Below are 16,606 nucleotides of genomic sequence, written 5' to 3'. Positions count from 1 at the left end.
ACTCGAAGGAAGCCAGACGCGAGGATGTCGACAGCCACGGTCGCAGCACCACGCCTGATGAAAACGCCCGTCGGCGGCCGGCCGTGTACGGGCTGTTGGGGAGTGGACGTGGCTCGGTCGCGCCTGGTAGGCAGGCTGGCGTGCGAATCGTCTCCCTGCTGCCGGCGGCCACGGACATCGTGGCCATGCTTGGCCTGACCGGGCAACTGGTCGGCCGTACCCACGAGTGTGACTGGCCGCCGGGGGTTCTGGCCGACATCCCGGCGGTGACCGCGACGTCCCTGCCTGAGACCTTGACGAGCCGGGAGATCTCGGCGGCGATCGCCGGTGACGCGCACCGAGGATCGTCGTTGTACCAGCTCGACGTCGCCATGCTGGAGGGGTTGAAGCCGGATCTGATTCTGACCCAGGATCTGTGCGACGTGTGTGCGGTCTCCTACCAGCGGGTCAACGACGCGGTTGGTCTGATCGATCTCGACACCAGGGTGATGTCCCTTGAGGCGAGGACTATCGGCGGGATCCTGGACACTGTCGATGCCGTGGCCGCGCTGACCGGCACCGGAGGCAGGGCGGCGGAGATCCGAGCCGACGCCGAGCGTCGCCTCGCCGCGTTGCCGGGGCCGGTGCCCGGCGCGCCGACGGTGCTGTTCGTCGAGTGGCTTGACCCGTTGATGCCTGGCGGGCACTGGGTGCCGGAGCAGATCACCTACGCGGGCGGGCGGTCTCTGCTGCTCGGGCCGGGCGCGCACAGCACCCCGCACCTGTGGTCGGTGGTCGCGGACCTGGCGCCCGAGGTGGTGGTGTTCGGGCCGTGCGGGTTCACGCCTGAGCGAACCGTCGACGAGTTGTCCGTGGCGACCGCGCAACCCGGTTGGGCGGACCTGCCCGCGGTCCGTCAGGGGCAGGTGTGGGTGGTCGACGGGCCTGCCTACTTCAACCGCCCCGGCCCGAGGGTCGTCGACGGCGCGGAGATCCTCGCCGCCATCCTCGCCGGCCGTACGGACCCCCGCGCTCGGCGGGTGCCCCTCGACGTCGGCTGACGCTGCCGCGCCCGAGTGGCGGAGGCGGACCTCCGATGCCGATCGCCCGTTGCCCCGGCATTCGCAACCACCGCACCGAGGGTCAGGCGCGTGCCCCCGCTGTGCCAGCCAGGTCGACGATCCGGTCGCTCCAGCGGTCCAGCAGGGTCTGGTCGTGGGTGATGACCAGGACCCCGGCCTGCTGGGTCCGCTGGTAGTCGCGGATGACGGCGGCGACGTGCGCCTGGGTCGAGGCGTCGAGCATCGCGGTGGCCTCGTCGCAGAGCAGGTAGTCGGGGCGGTGTACAAGGGCCCGCGTCAGGCAGGCGCGTTGCAGTTGCCCGTCGGACACCGCGTGGGGATGCCGGCTGCGCAGATCCGCAGTGAGGCCGACGAGGTCGGCGAGTTCGGCCACCCGTTCCCGGACCGCCGACTCGGGCGTCCGGGTGGCGCGCAGCGGTTCGGCGATCAGATCGGTGAGGCTCAGTCGAGGATCGGCGGCGGCGCGCGGGCTTTGGAAGAGAGTGGCGACGCGGGTCCGCAGGGCGACCGGCACGGCGTACCGGACGGCGTCGACGAGCATCCCCGCCGCCGCGGTCGACGCCACGAGGCGTCGGAAGGTCGGACGCATCCGGGCCGCAGAGGGCTCCTCTGGTGTGGGGAGGAATCGTTGGTCGGGTGGGCGCAGCGCCGGAACCGTTGATCATCACGGTGACACAGTTGCCACTCTTGGCAATTACCACTTGCCGGCATCAGGTGGTTGATCAAGAACTGTTCACGTCGCAGTCTGGTGCCGAACACCCACCCGGAGCAGCACGTTCTCGCGCCTACGGCAGTGTGGGCGCGATTCCTGCCGCCGCGATCCCGGAGCGCTTCGTGTCCCTGCACCGACGTCGTCGACGAAGCGCGATGACCAACCTCCCACTGGCGGTGCTCGCCGTCACCGCGTCCGTCACGGCCCTGCCGCCGCTGGCGGTGGCGCACCCGTCCGGCGACCCGCAGACCGTGTCCATCGCGCGCGACGACAAGCGTCCGGAGGTCGTACGGGTGCGGTGGCGCGTCGGCGGCCCGGACGACCTGACGCTGCTCGGCGTCTCGCTCGGCCTGCTACCGCCGGACCGCGTCCTGCTCGACGGCGCCGTCGACTACCGCACGACCGATCCCGCGGTGATCGCATCGTCCGAGCGGTTCTCCGCGTACCTGCTCGAGCGGATCACGGTGGCCGACGGCGGGCGTCGCTGCCTCGGCGTGGTCGCCGAGTCGAAGGCGCTGGCGAGGGTCGGCGCCACAGTCGACTACACCTGCCCCGGGCCGGTCGACACGGTCACCGTCGCGGTGCGGACGCTCACCGACCTCAACCCGGCGTACCGTGCGACGGCCACCGGCCCCGCCGGACAACGCGCGGAGTACGGCTCGGGTGAGGACTCCCACGACTGGGCCCTCGACGGCGCCCCGGCGGCGGGCAGTTCCGACAGTGGACGCAGTTCCGACAGTGGACGCAGCGCCAACAGTGGCCGCAGCGCCGCCGTCCGGCTCGCCGCCCTCGGCGGCGCTGCCGTGCTGGTCCCCGTTGGCGCGCTGCTGCTGGCGCGGCGACTGCGGCGACGGCGGGCCGCGGCATGACCGCGAGCCGCCGCCCGTGTCGCGTCCGCCGGCCACCGGGGCCAGCCGCCATCCGTCGGTGGTGACGGTCACCGGTGACCGGCTAGGGTTCGCGGATGTTCCGCGCCGTCGTGTTGATCGCTGCTGTGGTGCTCGCCGCGGATCAGCTCACCAAGTACTGGGCCGAGTCCGCGCTCTCCGGCGGGCAGAGCATCTCGATCCTCGGTGACCTGCTGCAACTGCGACTCGTGTACAACCCGGGTGCCGCCTTCTCGATCGGCTTCGCGTACACCTGGATCTTCGCGGTGTTCGCGGCGGCGGCGGTGGTCGCGGTGACGGTCGTGGCGCGGCGGGTCACCTCGCGTGCCTGGGCGGTGGCGTTGGGCCTGGTGCTCGGCGGCGCGGCGACGCACCTGCTGGACCGCCTCTTCCGGGAGCCGGGGTTCGCTCGTGGGCACGTGGTGGACTTCATCGACTACGCCGGGTTCTTCGTCGGCAACGTCGCCGACATCGCCCTGGTGGTCGGCGTGGGCATCGTCATGCTGCTCAACGTGCGCGGCACTCCGCTGCACGCGACGGCCGACCCGGGCGAGAGTCGCAATGACGAGCAGGTGTCGTCGTCAGACGCCTGAGCTGCCCGCCGGGCCGCCTGGGACGACTCCGTCGTCGGGGCTGACCAGGACGACTCCGTCGTCGGGGCCGACAAGGACGATCTCCAGCCGGCGTGGGCCGTGCACTCCCTCGACGCGGTTGAGCTCGATGTCGCTGGTCGCGGACGGGCCGGAGATCCAGGTCTGCGGCGCGCGCGGGTCCAGACGGGTCAGCGCCTGCGGCAGCAGACCGACGACCTGGTCGGTGCGGACGACGCAGATGTGCCGGTCGGGCACCAGGGTGAGCGCGCGTCGCCCCTGTGCCGGGCCGGCGTCGAGGATGATGGTGCCGGTGTCGGCGACCGCGACGGCGCAGCCGGTCAGGACCGCGTCCAGGTCGTCGAGCGCGGCCGGCGACAGCGGGGGCGCGTCGCGGTGCAGCTGCCCGGCGTAGCCGGCCAGCCAGTGGGCGGGGACGTCGGTGGGGACGGCGAGCCGGTCGACCGTGCTGAGCAGCCGGGGCAGGGCGTCGATGCCGTGGTGGACGACCGCGCGGTAGTCCTCCAGGCGGTCGACCAGGGTCCCGATCAGGTCGGGGCGGTCGTCGACCCGGCGGTACCGGCGGGGCACCTCCACCGGCGGCGGGCTGTCGGCCAGGGCCGTCCGCAGCCGCGCCAGGATCTCGTCGCGTGCGCTCACTGCTTTCCCCACCATTCCCGGAAGGTCTGTGGCGCGGGCAGCGGCAGGTCTCGCGACCGGGTCCACGCCGAGGCGGGCCAGGGCAGTCGCCGCAGCGTCCGGGCGCCGGTGCGCCGCTCACGGTACGCCCCGAGCGGCCCCGCGCCGGCCCGGGCCAGGCGCAGGGCGGTGGCCCAGCGTCGGGGGCTGCGCATCACCCAGGACAGGACGCGCATGGCGGCCCGTTCGGCTGGCGGGTGCGGGGCCTGCTGGCGGAGGTGCACCAGGATCTCCGGAATGTTGATCTTCACGGGGCACACGTCGTAGCAGGCGCCGCAGAGGGTCGAGGCGTACGGCAGCGAGGCGTTGTCGGCCACGCCGGTCAGCTGCGGCGACAGGATCGCCCCGATCGGCCCCGGATACACCGAGCCGTACGCGTGCCCGCCGGCCCGCTCGTACACCGGGCAGACGTTGAGGCACGCGGAGCAGCGGATGCAGGACAGCGCCGGCCGCCCGACCGGGTCGGCGAGCACCGCGGAGCGGCCATTGTCGACAAGGACGACGTGCACGTCCTGCGGGCCGTCGCCGGGGGTGACGCCGGTCCACATCGAGGTGTACGGGTTCATCCGCTCGCCGGTCGAGGAACGCGGCAGCAGTTGCAGGAAGACCTCCAGGTCGGTGAAGGTCGGCAGCAGCTTCTCGACGCCGACGACGCTGATCAGCGTCTCCGGGAGGGTGAGGCACATGCGGCCGTTGCCCTCGGACTCCACCACCACGAGGGTGCCGGTGTCGGCGACGGCGAAGTTGGCGCCGGAAACGGCGACCCGGGCCGAGAGGAAACGTCGTCGCAGGTGGGCGCGGGCCGCCTCGGCCAGCGCGGCCGGTTCGTCGCTCAGGTCGGCCGGCGCGTCGGGCATCCGGCGCTGGAAGATCTCCCGGATCTGGGCCCGGTTGTAGTGGATCGCCGGCACCAGGATGTGCGAGGGGGTGTCCTCGCCGAGCTGCACGATCAGTTCCGCGAGGTCAGTCTCGTACGCGGCGATCCCGGCGGCCTCCAGCGCCTCGTTGAGCTCGATCTCCTGGGTTGCCATCGACTTGACCTTCACGACCTCGTCGGCCCCGGCGGCCCGGGTCAACGCGACCACGATCCGGCACGCCTCGGCCGCGTCGCGGGCCCAGTGCACGGTGGCGCCGGCAGCGGTGGCGGACGCCTCGAACTGCTCCAGCAGCTCCGGCAACCGACGTTGGACGTCCGCCTTGATCGCCGAGCCGGCGTCTCGTAGGGCCTCCCAGTCGGGTACCTCGTCGACGACCCGGGCTCGCTTGGCCCGGATGGTGCGGGTTGCCCGGTGCAGGTTGGCCCGCAGCTGCGTGTCGGCGACGGCCGGCTTGGCGGCGGTGGGAAAGGGCAACGGCGTGCGGATCCGCCCGCTCCCGGTGGCGGGTGCGACCGGTTGGCTCATGAGGTGGCTCCCGTCTCGGCGAGAATCTCGGCGTAGTGCACGGCCCGTACCCCCGACCGGTTGCGGTCGAGGCCGCCGCCGATGTGCGCCAGGCAGGAGTTGTCGGCCGCGGCGAGCACCCGGGCGCCGGTGTCGCGGACCCGGGCGCACTTGTCGGTGAGCATCGCGGTGGAGACGTCCGGGTTCTTCAGGGCGAACGTGCCGCCGAAACCACAGCACTCCTCGGCGTCGCCCAGCTCGACCAGCTTGATCCCGCGCACCTGACGCAGCAGGCTCAGCGGCCGGTCGCCGAGGCGCAGCATCCGCAGGCCGTGGCAGGTTGGGTGGTAGGTGACCGTCTCCGGGAACTCGGCGCCCACGTCGGTGACGCCGAGAACGTCGATGAGCAACTCGGACAGCTCGTACGTGCGGGCGGCCACCGAGGTGGCGGGCGGGTGCAGGCTCGGGTACTGGTCGCGGATCATCGCGGTGCACGACCCGGACGGCGCGACGATGGCGTCGTAGGAGTCGAAGACGTCGACGTAGTTGCGCACCATCGGCAGGGCTTCGGCCCGGTAACCCGTGTTGGCGTGCATCTGCCCGCAACAGGTCTGCTCGGCGGGGAAGTCGACGGTGTGGCCGAGTCGCCGCAGGATGCGGGTGACCGCGATGCCGGTGGCCGGGAACGCGAGGTCGTTGACGCAGGTGATGAAGAGGGCAATCCGCATGGCGGCTCCTCGGAAGTGTGGGGGTGGGTCACGCCGAGTCGCGCGCTGTTGCGGGGGCGGCGGGGAGCCGGTCGAAGGCGGGCAGGTGGCGCTCCCGGGCGGCGCTGAGGTGGGCGCGCATCGCCTCGGTGGCGGCTGCCGCGTCGCCGGCGACGATGGCGGCGGCGATGCGCTGGTGCTCGGTGTTGGTGTCCGGCGCGCCGGCGACCGGAAAGTACAGCCGGTGCAGGTGCAGGTGTGAGTGCAGCCGCGTGATGGTGTCCCGCAGCAGGGGGCTGCCGGAGGCCTCGGCGATCAGGTCGTGGAACTTCGCGTCCAGGGCGGTGAAGGCGGCGTGTCGGCGATATCCGTCGCCGGCCTCCACGTCGATGCTCGCCGCCGCCTCGACGCTGATCCGTCGGCGGGCCTCGGCGGAGGCGTGCGTGGCGGCCCGTCCGGCGGTGTCGCCCTCCAACAGTTGGCGGACGTCGAACAGGTCGTCGAACTCGGCCCGGCTCAGCAGCGGCGTGGTGGTGTAGCCGGAGAGCGGGCGTTTACGGACCAGGCCGTCGGCCTCCAGTCGGGCGAGGGCCTCGCGGACCGGGGTGGGGGAGACATCCAGCTCCCGGGCGAGCGCGTCGATGTTGACCCGCTCGCCGGGGGGAAGGATGTGGTCCATCACCAGCGTCTTTATCGACTCGTAGACGTCCTCGGTGAGGGTGAGTCGACGGGCGGGACGGAGTCGACCCTCGCGAGGTTCCTGCTGGGCCATCTCGTCTCCTCAGCAACCCCTTGACTGTGCCGGTGTGAGCGAGTACACACTAGCAAAGCAACATCCTATAGGAAATAGGTTCCCCCGCCAGCGTCTCGCCACCACCACCCCCGAGGAGACGAACATGTCGCGCAGAATTCTGTCCCGAATCGGCTCGTGCCTCACCGTCGTGGCCCTCGCCACGACCACTGTGGCCTGCACGAAGAAGAGCGACACCACCGACGCCGAAGCCGGTGGCCGGGAACCGGCCCAGGTCAAGGTCGCGCTCGTGCCCGGCGGCTCGCACCCGTACTTCCAGCCCTGGAAGGACGCCGGGGCCAAGGCCAAGACCGAACTCGCGCTCGGCGACGTCACCTTCAACGAGACCGCGGGCTGGGACCAGACCAAGCAGAACGACGTGCTCAAGTCCCTGGCCGCGCAGGGCTACAACGCCTTCGGCGTCTTCGGTGTCTCGCCGGACAACATCAACTCCACCTTCGAGGACCTCAAGCGGCAGGGCTTCCCCGTCGGCTCGCTCGCCTCCTGCCCGGCCGGGGCCAACAAGGCCGACTTCTGCCTCTCCACGGACGTGGAGGTCGCCGCGTACAAGGGTGCCAAGGCCGCCATCGACGCGATGGGCGGTCAGGGCAACCTGGTGCACCTGACCGGGAACAAGGTCGACTCCAACACCCAGCGCCGGATCGCGGGCGTGGAGAAGGCGGTCGCCGAGACCGGCGGCAAGGTGACCCTGATCCAGAGCGTCACCGACATCGACAAGGACCTACAGAGCGCGCAAAAGGCCGTGGCCGACCTCCTCGCCGCGAAGGGCCGCCAGATCCAGGCGATCGTGAACACCGCCTACAACCCGGCGGTCGCCTCGGCCGAGGGCGTCCGCCAGTCGAAGCTGCCCATCAAGGTCATCGCCATCGACGACGACCCGGCGGTCCTCGACGGGCTGCGCGGCGGCTCGGTGGCCGCCACCATCCTGCAGAACCCGGTCGGTCAGGCCCAGGTCGGCTCGTACGCCCTGATGAAGCTCAGCGGCGGCTGCACCATGGCCGAACCCGGAGTGACCATCGACTCGGGCTCGTTCGTGGTGACCAAGGACAACCTGGACGGCTACGAGGCCGACCGCTCCGCGACCACCGCGGAGCTGCGGAAGAAGTTCGACGGCGACCTGCTCAAGTGCAGCTGATGTCGACAGTCACCAAGGCCGAGGCGTACCTCGTCGACATTCCCGTCGAGACCGTCCGCACCGACGCGGTACAGGCGTTCCTCAAGCAGGAGACGCTCTTCGTCGAGGTGCGCACGGCCGACGGCGGGCACGGCACGGGGTACGCGTACACGATCGGGACCGGCGGTACGGCGGTGCTCGCGCTGCTGCGCGACTACCTGCTGCCGCACCTGGTCGGCCGCGACGCCGCCCGGGTGGAGGCGGTCTGGCGTGACCTGCACGCCGCCACCCGCGCCACCGCGGTCGGGGCCATCACCTCGTTGGCGCTCGCCGCGATCGACACCGCGCTGTGGGATCTGCGGGCCCGCGCCGCCGGCCTGCCGCTGTGGGTGCTCGCCGGTGGTGCCAAGGACCGGATCCCGCTGTACGACACGGAGGGTGGCTGGCTGCACCTCACCGAGGACGAGCTGGTCGCCGGGGCGAAGGCGTCCCAGGCGGCCGGCTGGCCCGGCGTCAAGCTCAAGGTCGGCAAGCCCAACCCGGCCGAGGACGCCGCCCGGATCGGCGCGGTCCGGGCGGCGCTCGGCGACCACTTCGACGTGATGGTCGACGCCAACCAGTCGCTGACCGCCGCCGAGGCGATCCGCCGGGCCCGGCTGCTCGAACCGCACCAGCTCGCCTGGTTCGAGGAGCCGCTGCCGGCCGACGACGTCGCCGGGCACGAGTTGCTGGCCCGGGCGACCAGCATCCCGGTCGCGGTGGGGGAGTCGATGTACTCGATCGGCCAGTTCGCCGAGTACCTACGCCGCCAGGCGGCCGGCGTCGTCCAGGTCGACGTCGCGCGCATCGGCGGCATCACACCGTGGCTCAAGGTGGCGCACCTGGCCGAGGCCTGCAACGTGGTGGTCTGCCCGCACTTCCTGATGGAACTGCACGTGAGTCTCTGCGCGGCCGTGCCGAACAGCCGCTACGTCGAGCACATCCCGCAACTGCGCGCGATCACCCGGACCGAGATCGCGATCGTCGACGGCCACGCGCTCGCCCCCGGCGAGCCGGGCCTCGGCATCGACTGGGACCGCGACGCGATCGAGGACAGGAGGGTGGCGTGAGGACGGAAACAGCGCCGGAGGCGCCGGCGGTGCCTCCGGCCGCGGAGCCCAGGCCACCGGCCCGGGCCCTGCCGGTCTGGGCGAACCCCCGGCTCGGCCTGCTCATCGTCATCGCCGTGCTGGTCGTCCTCTTCTCGTCGCTCACCCCCGCGTTCCTCGACCCCCGGCTCACCCTGGCACCGCTACAGGCCGACATCAGCGTGTACGTCGTGGTCGGTCTCGCCCAGCTCGCCGTGCTCTCGCTCGGGCACATGAACATGGCCGTGGGCCGGATGGCCGCGCTGTCCACCTTCGCGATGGGCCTGGCCTACGACCGGCTCGGCGTACCGCTGCTGGTCGGGCTGCTCGTGGGTCTCGCCGTCGGGGCGGGCATCGGCGCGCTCGCCGGCCTGCTCATCGCCAAGACCGGCGTGAACTCCTTCGTGGTCACCCTGGCGCTCGACTTCGGGCTGCTGGGCCTGGTCACGATCCTCTACACCTGGGCGACCGGCGGGGTGTCGTTCGCGGTGCAGCCGAGCGGGCTGTCCGCCCTGCGCTTCGACACCTTCGCCGACTACTGCATGGGCGAGGTCTGCGGGCCCCGGATCCCGCTGGTCGTGCCGATCGCGGTGGCCGCGGCGCTCGGTGTCGGGCTGCTGTTCCGGCACGCCCGACTGGGCCGGGAGATCCTGATGACCGGCTCCAACACGGTCGCCGCCGAGCTGTCCGGCATCCCCACGCACCGCCGGGTCGTCGCCGCGCACGCGTTGAGCGGGCTGCTCGCCGCGCTGGCCGGGTTCCTGCTCGCCGCCAACAACGGCGCCTTCTCCGCCAGCATCGGCGAGTCGTTCCTGCTGCCGTCGTTCCTGGCCCCGGTGCTCGGTGGGACGCTGCTCGCCGGTGGCGCGGTAAGCGTTCTCGGCACCGCGCTCGGCGCGACCCTGACCCAGGTCATCTACAAGGGCCTCAACCTGCTCCAGTTCTCCCTGGAGGAGCTGAAGCTCTACATCGGACTCGTGCTGCTCGCGGCGCTGTCGCTGGACCGGCTGCGGGCCGTGCTCGCCGAGCGAAGGGCGGTGTCACCCTCATGAGGAGCGTGATCCGGACCAACGAGTTCACCCTCGCGGTGATCGCGGCGCTCGGGTTCGCGGCGCTCGCGGTCGCCACCGACTTCAACCTGCTCACCGCCGGCACCCTGGACGCCTTCCTGCGCTTCCTCGCCCTGCCGATCGTCATCGGCCTGGCCCAGATGGTGGTGCTCGCCGTCGGTCAGATGAACCTCTCGGTGGGCGTGCTCACCGGGTTCTGTGCGGTGGCCTCGGGCTGGCTCATGATCGACGCCGGGCTGCCCGCCCCGGTCGCGGTGCTCGCCGCACTGGCCCTCGGCGCCGTCGTCGGACTGGTCAACGGCCTGTTGGTGATCTTCACCCGGATCAACGGGTTCATCGTCACCCTCGCCACCATGACCATCCTCGAAGGGCTGCGGTACGGGGTGAACGGCACCGGCACCTACCAGGGCTACTCGCCCGGCCTGCGCGAGTTCGGGCAGGCGTCCCTGGCCGGCGTACCGGTGGTTTTCCTGCTGGCGGTCGCGATCGCCGTCGCGGTCGCCCTCTTCTTCCGGCGGACGCTGCCCGGACGGCACCTGCTCGCCTCCGGCGGCAACCCGTTCGCCGCCCGGCTGTCGGGCATCTCCAACGACCGCGCGTTGGTGCTGGCGCACACCCTGTCCGGGCTGCTGGCCGGCTTCGCCGCGGTGATCGTGGTGGCCGCCTTCGGCTCGGTGAACGCCTCGATCGGTGACGACCTGCTGCTGCCCAGCTTCGCCGCGCCGATCATCGGCGGGGTGGCCCTGGCCGGCGGCATGGTCAGCGTGACCGGCACGGTGCTCGCGGCGTTCCTGGTGCGGCTGGTCGACGTGAGCCAGTCGCAGTTCGACATCAACCGGCGGTGGGTGGACCTCATCATCGGAGCGGTCGTCCTCGGCGCGGTGCTGCTCGGGCAGTTCCGCGACAAGCTCTCCGGAGGTCCACGATGAGCGTCGTGCTGTCCGCGGAGAAACTGGTCAAGACCTTCCCCGGGGTACGCGCCCTGGACGAGGCGACGCTGACCCTGACCGCCGGCAGCGTGCACGCGCTGCTCGGCGAGAACGGCGCCGGCAAGAGCACCCTGATCAAGATCCTGACCGGGGTGTACCGGCCGGACGGTGGACTCCTGCGGCTGCCCGGGCCGGACGGCGAGCTGCGCACGGTGCAGCTCGGCAACCCGCAGGACGCCCAGCGGGCCGGCATCGGTGTCGTGCACCAGGAGCGGAACCTGATCCCGGCGTTCAGCGTCGCCGAGAACATCTGCCTGCAACACCTGCCCCGCCGCGCCGGGCTGCTCGACCGGGCGGCGCTGCGTACCGAGGCCCGCCGTTGCCTCGACCTGCTCGACCTCGACCTGGACCCCGACCTGCCGGTGTCACGGCTGTCGGTGGCCCAACTGCAACTGGTGGAGATCGCCAAGGCGCTGTCGGCGGACTCGACAGTGCTGTTGCTCGACGAACCGACCGCGTCGCTGACCAACGACGAGGCCGACCGGCTCTACGGCATCGTGCGTCGGCTGTCCGAGCGGGGCCACGCCACCGTGCTGGTCAGCCACAAACTAGAGGAGGTCTTCGCGGTCGCCGACACGGTGACCGTGCTGCGCGACGGGCGCAGCGTCGCCGAGGCGGAACCCCTCGCCGACCACAGCCGCGAGGAGATCGTCGACCTGATGGTCGGCCGGGCGTACCAGCAGGTGCACCTCGCCGCCCGGACCGTGGCGGCGGACGCCGAACCGGCGCTGGCCCTCGACCACGTCGCCACCACCGCCGGCCACCACGACGTCAGCCTCGCCGTCCACCCCGGTGAGATCGTCGGCCTGTACGGGCTGGTCGGCGCGGGCCGCAGCGAGCTGGCCAAGGCGCTGCTCGGCCTCGACCGGATCACCGCCGGCGAGGTGCGGGTGCACGGGCGTCCGGCCCGGATCCGGGACGTGGGCGACGCCCTGCACCGGTACCGGATCGGCTACGTCACCGAGAACCGCAAGGAGGAGGGCCTCTTCCTCGACCAGACCGTGGCCCGCAACACCGCGGTGACGGTGTGGCGTCGGCTGGCCCGGCTCGGGCTGGTCCGTGACCGGGCGGAACGGTCCCTGGTCGACGAGTACGCCGACCGGCTGGGCATCCGCCTCGCCTCACCCGACCAGCACGCCGGTCAGCTCTCCGGCGGCAACCAGCAGAAGGTCAGCCTGGCCAAGTGGCTGGCGGCCGACTGCGACGTGCTCATCATCGACGAGCCCACCGTCGGCATCGACGTGCGCACCAAGGCTGCCTTCCACGAGTTGATCGCCGGCCTGGCCGCGCGGGGAATGGCCATCCTGCTGATCTCGTCGGACCTGCCGGAGATGGTCACCCTCGCCGACCGGATCGCGGTGATGCGGGAGTTCGCCATCGTTGGTGAGCTGGACAACGACCACGACTACGACCGGATGAGTCAGTCGGTGATCCGGTTCATCCATGACGGGCAGGGGGTCGTTGCGTGAAGGCCACCGAACTGGTGACCCTGGGGCGTACCGACGTGGCGGTGACCCGGCTCGGGCTCGGGCTCGCCCCGATCGGTGGCTTGTTCGACGCCGTCGGTGACGAGGTCGCCCACGCCACCGTCGAGGCGGCCTGGGATCTCGGGCTCCGATACTTCGACACCGCCCCGCTCTACGGCTGCGGCCTCTCCGAGCGGCGCGCCGGGGCGGTCCTCGCCGGCAAGCCGCGCGACGCGTTCACCCTCTCCACCAAGGTGGGTCGGCTGCTCGTCCCCGGCGGTGCGGACCGGCAGGAGTTCTGGGCTGAGCAGACCGACCTCGCGCCGCGGTTCGACTTCTCCGCCGCCGGGGTACGCCGCTCCCACGCGGAGAGCCTGGTCCGGTTGGGGCTGGACCGGATCGACATCGCGCACATCCACGACCCGGACGACCACCTCGCCGAGGCGGTCGCCGGGGCGTACCCGGCGTTGGCGCAACTGCGCGAGGCCGGCGAGATCGGCGCGGTCAGCGCCGGAATGAACCAGGCCCCGGCGTTGGTCGAGCTGGCCCACGCCGGCGACTTCGACTGCTTCATGCTCGCCGGCCGGTACACGCTGCTCGACCAGTCCGGTCTCGACGAACTGCTGCCGCTGTGCCAGACCAAGGGGATCGCGGTCATCGCCGCCGGGGTCTACAACTCGGGCCTGCTGGCCGACCCGACACCGGGCGCCCACTACGACTACGCCCCGGCTAACCGGGGGCTGCTCGACCGGGCCACCGCGATCCGGTCGGTGTGCGAGCGGCACGGCGTACCGCTGCGGGCCGCGGCGATCCAGTTTCCGCTCGGGCACCCGGCGGTCGCCAGCGTGGTGGTCGGCGCCCGGGACCCGGAGCAGATCGCCGACAACGTGGCGATGTTCGAGTGGGAGGTGCCCGGCGCGCTGTGGGCCGATCTCAAGGCCGAGGGTCTGCTGCCGAACGAGGTGCCGACGCCGTGATCATCGATGCGCACCACCACCTGTGGACCGCCGACTACCCGTGGCTCGCCGCACCGGGCCTGGACGCGATCCGGCGCGACTACACCACCGCCGACCTCGTACCCCGGCTCGACGCGGCCGGGGTGACGGCGACCGTGCTGGTCGAGGCGGGCCGCTGCGACGCCGAGGAGACCGCCGAGTTCCTGGCCCACGCCGCCACCACGCCCCGGATCGCCGGCGTGGTCGGCTGGGCCTCGCTCACCGACCCGGCCATCGCCGCCACCCTGGCCGACTACCGCGACCTGCCCGGCGCGACCAAGCTGGTCGGGCTCCGCGACCAGGTGCAGGGCGTCACCGACCCCGGGCACCTGGCCCGCCCCGACGTGCGCGGCGCCCTCACGGCGATCGGGGCCGCCGGCCTCACCTTCGACCTGGTCGTCCACGTCGGACAGCTGACCAGCTGCGCCGAGGCCGCGCGGGCCACGCCGGGCACCACCTTCGTCCTCGACCACCTGGGCAAGCCGAGGATCGCCGCCGGCGGCCTCGCCGAGTGGCGCACGGCGGTACGCGACCTGGCGGGCTGCGACAACGTCGTCGCGAAGCTCTCCGGCCTGCTCACCGAGGCCGGCCCCGGGTGGCAGGTGGCCGACATCCGGCCGTACGTCGACACCGCACTGGAGCTGTTCGGCCCGCACCGGCTGATGGCCGGCTCGGACTGGCCCGTCTGCGACCTCGTCGCCTCGTACGCCGAGGCGTGGACGGCGCTCGACGCCAGCCTGGGGGAGCTGTCCGCCACCGAGCGGGCAGACGTCCTGGCCGGCACCGCAATTCGTACCTATGCACTGGAGGTTGGTTCGTGAGATTCATGCGCGTCGGGCCCGTGGGGCGGGAACGCCCCGTGCTGTACGTCGACGGGCGGCACTACGACCTCTCGTCGCTCACCGCCGACGTCGACGGCGCGTTCCTCGCCGGCGACGGCGTCCGGCGGGTCCGCGAGGCCACCGACCTGCCCGAGATCGACGTCACCGGTCAGCGGGTCGGCGCACCGATCGCCCGGCCCGGGGTGGTGCTCTGCGTGGGGCAGAACTACGCCGCGCACGCCGCCGAGTCGGGCGCCGCGCCACCGACCGACCCGATCATCTTCTACAAGGCGCCCAACACCGTCGTCGGCCCGTACGACGAGGTCCTGATCCCGCGTGGATCGACGAAGACCGACTGGGAGGTGGAACTGGCGGTGGTGATCGGCCGACCGGCCCGCTACCTCGCCTCGCCGGCCGACGCCCTCGGGCACATCGCCGGGTACGTGCTGTCCAACGACGTCTCCGAGCGGGACTTCCAACTTGCCGTCTCCGGCGGCCAGTGGTCGAAGGGCAAGTCCTGCGAGACGTTCCAACCGCTCGGCCCGTGGCTGGTCACCGCCGACGAGATCGGCGACCCGCAGGCGCTGCGGCTGCGTTCCTGGGTCAACGGCGAACCCCGCCAGGACTCCAGCACCAAAGACATGATCTTCGACGTGGCGTACCTGGTCTGGCACCTGTCCCAGTTCACGGTCCTGGACGCGGGCGACGTCATCAACACCGGCACCCCGCAGGGGGTGGCGCTCTCCGGCCGGTTCCCGTACCTGGCCGCCGGCGACGTGATGGAGGTCGAGATCGACGGCCTCGGCCGGCAGCGCAGCACCCTCCGGGACGCCTGATGGCGGTAATCACCTCCGTCGACACGTACGACGTCCGGTTCCCGACGTCGCGGGACCTCGACGGCTCCGACGCGATGAACCCCGACCCCGACTACTCGGCCGCGTACCTGGTGCTGAGCACCGACGACGGCCCGGACGGGCACGGATTCACCTTCACCATCGGACGGGGCAACGACGTCTGCCGGGCGGCCATCGACGCGCTGGTGCCGTACGTGGTCGGCCTCGACCCGGACACCGTGGACCTCGGTGCGTTCGCCCGCTCGCTCACCCAGGACTCGCAGCTGCGCTGGCTCGGCCCGGAGAAGGGCGTGATGCACCTGGCCGCCGCAGCGGTGATCAACGCGATGTGGGACCTCGTCGCCAAGAGAGCGGGCAAGCCGGTCTGGCGCTACCTCGCCGACCTCAGCCCCGAGCAGATCGTCGACCTGGTCGACTGGCGCTACCTCACCGACGCCCTCACCCCGGACGAGGCGCTGGAGATCCTGCGCGCCGCCGAGCCGGGCCGGGCCGACCGGATCGCCCGGCTGACCGAGCGGGGGTACCCCGCGTACACCACGTCGCCCGGCTGGCTCGGCTACTCCGACGACAAGGTGGTCCGGCTGGCCCGGCAGGCCGTGGCCGACGGGTTCACCCAGATCAAGCTGAAGGTGGGCGCGGACGCCGCCGACGACGTGCGCCGTCTGAAGATCGCCCGCGAGGCGGTCGGCCCGCGGATCCGGATCGCGCTCGACGCCAACCAGCGCTGGGACGTCGCCGAGGCGGTCGACCGGATGCGGGAGCTGGCGCCGTACGACCCGTGGTGGATCGAGGAACCGACCAGCCCCGACGACGTGCTCGCCCACGCGGCGATCCGGTCCGCCCTCGCCACCAGCGCACCCGACGGCGGGCCGATCCGGGTCGCCACCGGCGAGCACGTGGCGAACCGGGTCGTGTTCAAACAGCTGCTCCAGGCCGACGCCGTCGACGTCGTGCAGATCGACGCGTGCCGGGTCGGTGGCGTGAACGAGAACGTCGCGATCCTGCTGCTGGCAATGAAGTACGGGGTGCCGGTCTGCCCGCACGCCGGGGGAGTGGGTCTCTGCGAGCTGGTGCAGCACCTGTCGATGTTCGACTTCGTGGCGGTGTCCGGCTCGATGCGTGACCGGGTCGTCGAGTACGTCGACCACCTGCACGAGCACTTCCTCGACCCGGTGGTGATCAAGGACGGGCACTACGTGGTGCCCGCCGCGCCGGGGTTCTCCGCCGCGATGCGTCCGGAGAGCCTCGCCACGTACGCGTACCCCGACGGGCCGGCATGGGTCTGACGGCGGTGCGTCACCTCAGGGGACTACTCGAAAGG

At 71.9% G+C, this 16,606-nt stretch carries 17 protein-coding genes; 12 read left to right on the top strand and 5 right to left on the bottom strand.

Annotated elements, in window-relative coordinates:
* Positions 1 to 140: 140 nt before the first annotated feature.
* Positions 141 to 1,040, top strand: a complete 900-nt coding sequence (locus tag ACFYL6_RS28690; RefSeq protein WP_387175976.1) for an ABC transporter substrate-binding protein — start codon at positions 141 to 143, stop codon at positions 1,038 to 1,040.
* Between the two features lie 82 nt (positions 1,041 to 1,122).
* Here ACFYL6_RS28690 and ACFYL6_RS28685 read toward each other — a convergent pair whose 3' ends face one another.
* A complete protein-coding gene (locus ACFYL6_RS28685) occupies positions 1,123 to 1,650 on the bottom strand; it encodes an ATP-binding cassette domain-containing protein (protein WP_387175974.1) in 528 nt (175 codons plus the stop codon).
* A gap of 278 nt (positions 1,651 to 1,928) precedes the next feature.
* Between ACFYL6_RS28685 and ACFYL6_RS28680 the strand changes: the two genes are divergently transcribed.
* Both ACFYL6_RS28680 and ACFYL6_RS28675 read left to right on the top strand, forming a co-directional pair.
* Positions 1,929 to 2,642 (top strand): hypothetical protein, encoded by a 714-nt coding sequence (locus ACFYL6_RS28680; protein ID WP_387175971.1) that lies wholly within the window; start codon positions 1,929 to 1,931, stop codon positions 2,640 to 2,642.
* Between the two features lie 95 nt (positions 2,643 to 2,737).
* Positions 2,738 to 3,253, top strand: coding sequence for a signal peptidase II (locus ACFYL6_RS28675; RefSeq protein WP_387175970.1), 516 nt, complete (start codon positions 2,738 to 2,740; stop codon positions 3,251 to 3,253).
* Here ACFYL6_RS28675 and ACFYL6_RS28670 read toward each other — a convergent pair.
* The 4 genes from ACFYL6_RS28670 to ACFYL6_RS28655 are packed head-to-tail and all read right to left on the bottom strand — an operon-like array spanning position 3,242 to position 6,810.
* Positions 3,242 to 3,910, bottom strand: a complete 669-nt coding sequence (locus ACFYL6_RS28670; protein ID WP_387175968.1) for a lactate utilization protein C — start codon at positions 3,908 to 3,910, stop codon at positions 3,242 to 3,244. The genes ACFYL6_RS28675 and ACFYL6_RS28670 overlap by 12 nt on opposite strands.
* Positions 3,907 to 5,352, bottom strand: a complete 1,446-nt coding sequence (locus ACFYL6_RS28665; protein ID WP_387175966.1) for a LutB/LldF family L-lactate oxidation iron-sulfur protein — start codon at positions 5,350 to 5,352, stop codon at positions 3,907 to 3,909. Before ACFYL6_RS28665 ends, ACFYL6_RS28670 begins: the two co-directional genes overlap by 4 nt.
* On the bottom strand, positions 5,349 to 6,059 hold the full coding sequence (locus ACFYL6_RS28660) for a (Fe-S)-binding protein (RefSeq protein ID WP_387175964.1): 711 nt from the start codon (positions 6,057 to 6,059) through the stop codon (positions 5,349 to 5,351). Before ACFYL6_RS28660 ends, ACFYL6_RS28665 begins: the two co-directional genes overlap by 4 nt.
* Before the next feature lie 28 nt (positions 6,060 to 6,087).
* A complete protein-coding gene (locus tag ACFYL6_RS28655) occupies positions 6,088 to 6,810 on the bottom strand; it encodes a GntR family transcriptional regulator (protein WP_387175961.1) in 723 nt (240 codons plus the stop codon).
* Positions 6,811 to 6,934: 124 nt separating this feature from the next.
* On the opposite strand from ACFYL6_RS28655, the gene ACFYL6_RS28650 reads away from it, so the two are divergent.
* From ACFYL6_RS28650 to ACFYL6_RS28610, 9 genes are read left to right on the top strand one after another with little or no spacing between them, the layout of a single operon-like run.
* Entirely contained in the window at positions 6,935 to 7,984 is a 1,050-nt protein-coding gene (locus tag ACFYL6_RS28650) for a sugar ABC transporter substrate-binding protein (protein WP_387175959.1), read from the top strand.
* Positions 7,984 to 9,072, top strand: coding sequence for a mandelate racemase/muconate lactonizing enzyme family protein (locus tag ACFYL6_RS28645; RefSeq protein WP_387175957.1), 1,089 nt, complete (start codon positions 7,984 to 7,986; stop codon positions 9,070 to 9,072). Before ACFYL6_RS28650 ends, ACFYL6_RS28645 begins: the two co-directional genes overlap by 1 nt.
* On the top strand, positions 9,069 to 10,142 hold the full coding sequence (locus ACFYL6_RS28640) for an ABC transporter permease (RefSeq protein ID WP_387175955.1): 1,074 nt from the start codon (positions 9,069 to 9,071) through the stop codon (positions 10,140 to 10,142). The genes ACFYL6_RS28645 and ACFYL6_RS28640 overlap by 4 nt, the downstream gene beginning before the upstream one ends.
* Positions 10,139 to 11,089, top strand: a complete 951-nt coding sequence (locus tag ACFYL6_RS28635) for an ABC transporter permease (protein ID WP_387175953.1) — start codon at positions 10,139 to 10,141, stop codon at positions 11,087 to 11,089. Before ACFYL6_RS28640 ends, ACFYL6_RS28635 begins: the two co-directional genes overlap by 4 nt.
* Positions 11,086 to 12,618 (top strand): sugar ABC transporter ATP-binding protein, encoded by a 1,533-nt coding sequence (locus ACFYL6_RS28630; protein WP_387175951.1) that lies wholly within the window; start codon positions 11,086 to 11,088, stop codon positions 12,616 to 12,618. Before ACFYL6_RS28635 ends, ACFYL6_RS28630 begins: the two co-directional genes overlap by 4 nt.
* Positions 12,615 to 13,592 carry an aldo/keto reductase gene (locus tag ACFYL6_RS28625; protein ID WP_387175949.1) on the top strand — a complete coding sequence of 326 codons (978 nt, stop codon included), beginning with the start codon at positions 12,615 to 12,617 and terminating at the stop codon, positions 13,590 to 13,592. Before ACFYL6_RS28630 ends, ACFYL6_RS28625 begins: the two co-directional genes overlap by 4 nt.
* The gene (locus ACFYL6_RS28620; protein WP_387175947.1) at positions 13,589 to 14,431 is read left to right on the top strand and encodes an amidohydrolase family protein; all 843 of its coding nucleotides are present in this window, start codon (positions 13,589 to 13,591) and stop codon (positions 14,429 to 14,431) included. The genes ACFYL6_RS28625 and ACFYL6_RS28620 overlap by 4 nt, the downstream gene beginning before the upstream one ends.
* Positions 14,428 to 15,267, top strand: a complete 840-nt coding sequence (locus tag ACFYL6_RS28615) for a fumarylacetoacetate hydrolase family protein (protein ID WP_387175945.1) — start codon at positions 14,428 to 14,430, stop codon at positions 15,265 to 15,267. Before ACFYL6_RS28620 ends, ACFYL6_RS28615 begins: the two co-directional genes overlap by 4 nt.
* Positions 15,267 to 16,571, top strand: a complete 1,305-nt coding sequence (locus ACFYL6_RS28610; protein ID WP_387175943.1) for an enolase C-terminal domain-like protein — start codon at positions 15,267 to 15,269, stop codon at positions 16,569 to 16,571. The genes ACFYL6_RS28615 and ACFYL6_RS28610 overlap by 1 nt, the downstream gene beginning before the upstream one ends.
* Positions 16,572 to 16,606 lie beyond the last annotated feature (35 nt).

This window comes from Micromonospora sp. NPDC007208 (assembly GCF_042869175.1).
GTDB lineage: Bacteria > Actinomycetota > Actinomycetes > Mycobacteriales > Micromonosporaceae > Micromonospora > Micromonospora foliorum.
This window is presented reverse-complemented; position numbering and strand designations above follow the sequence as displayed.

Excerpts from the sequence above, each read along its gene's own strand:
- ACFYL6_RS28610 (WP_387175943.1), top strand. The coding sequence starts at position 15,267 with ATGGCGGTAATCACCTCCGTCGACACGTACGACGTCCGGTTCCCGACG.
- ACFYL6_RS28675 (WP_387175970.1), top strand. The coding sequence starts at position 2,738 with ATGTTCCGCGCCGTCGTGTTGATCGCTGCTGTGGTGCTCGCCGCGGAT.
- ACFYL6_RS28665 (WP_387175966.1), bottom strand. The coding sequence starts at position 5,352 with ATGAGCCAACCGGTCGCACCCGCCACCGGGAGCGGGCGGATCCGCACG.
- ACFYL6_RS28635 (WP_387175953.1), top strand. The coding sequence starts at position 10,139 with ATGAGGAGCGTGATCCGGACCAACGAGTTCACCCTCGCGGTGATCGCG.
- ACFYL6_RS28685 (WP_387175974.1), bottom strand. The coding sequence starts at position 1,650 with ATGCGTCCGACCTTCCGACGCCTCGTGGCGTCGACCGCGGCGGCGGGG.
- ACFYL6_RS28660 (WP_387175964.1), bottom strand. The coding sequence starts at position 6,059 with ATGCGGATTGCCCTCTTCATCACCTGCGTCAACGACCTCGCGTTCCCG.
- ACFYL6_RS28650 (WP_387175959.1), top strand. The coding sequence starts at position 6,935 with ATGTCGCGCAGAATTCTGTCCCGAATCGGCTCGTGCCTCACCGTCGTG.
- ACFYL6_RS28655 (WP_387175961.1), bottom strand. The coding sequence starts at position 6,810 with ATGGCCCAGCAGGAACCTCGCGAGGGTCGACTCCGTCCCGCCCGTCGA.
- ACFYL6_RS28630 (WP_387175951.1), top strand. The coding sequence starts at position 11,086 with ATGAGCGTCGTGCTGTCCGCGGAGAAACTGGTCAAGACCTTCCCCGGG.
- ACFYL6_RS28645 (WP_387175957.1), top strand. The coding sequence starts at position 7,984 with ATGTCGACAGTCACCAAGGCCGAGGCGTACCTCGTCGACATTCCCGTC.
- ACFYL6_RS28680 (WP_387175971.1), top strand. The coding sequence starts at position 1,929 with ATGACCAACCTCCCACTGGCGGTGCTCGCCGTCACCGCGTCCGTCACG.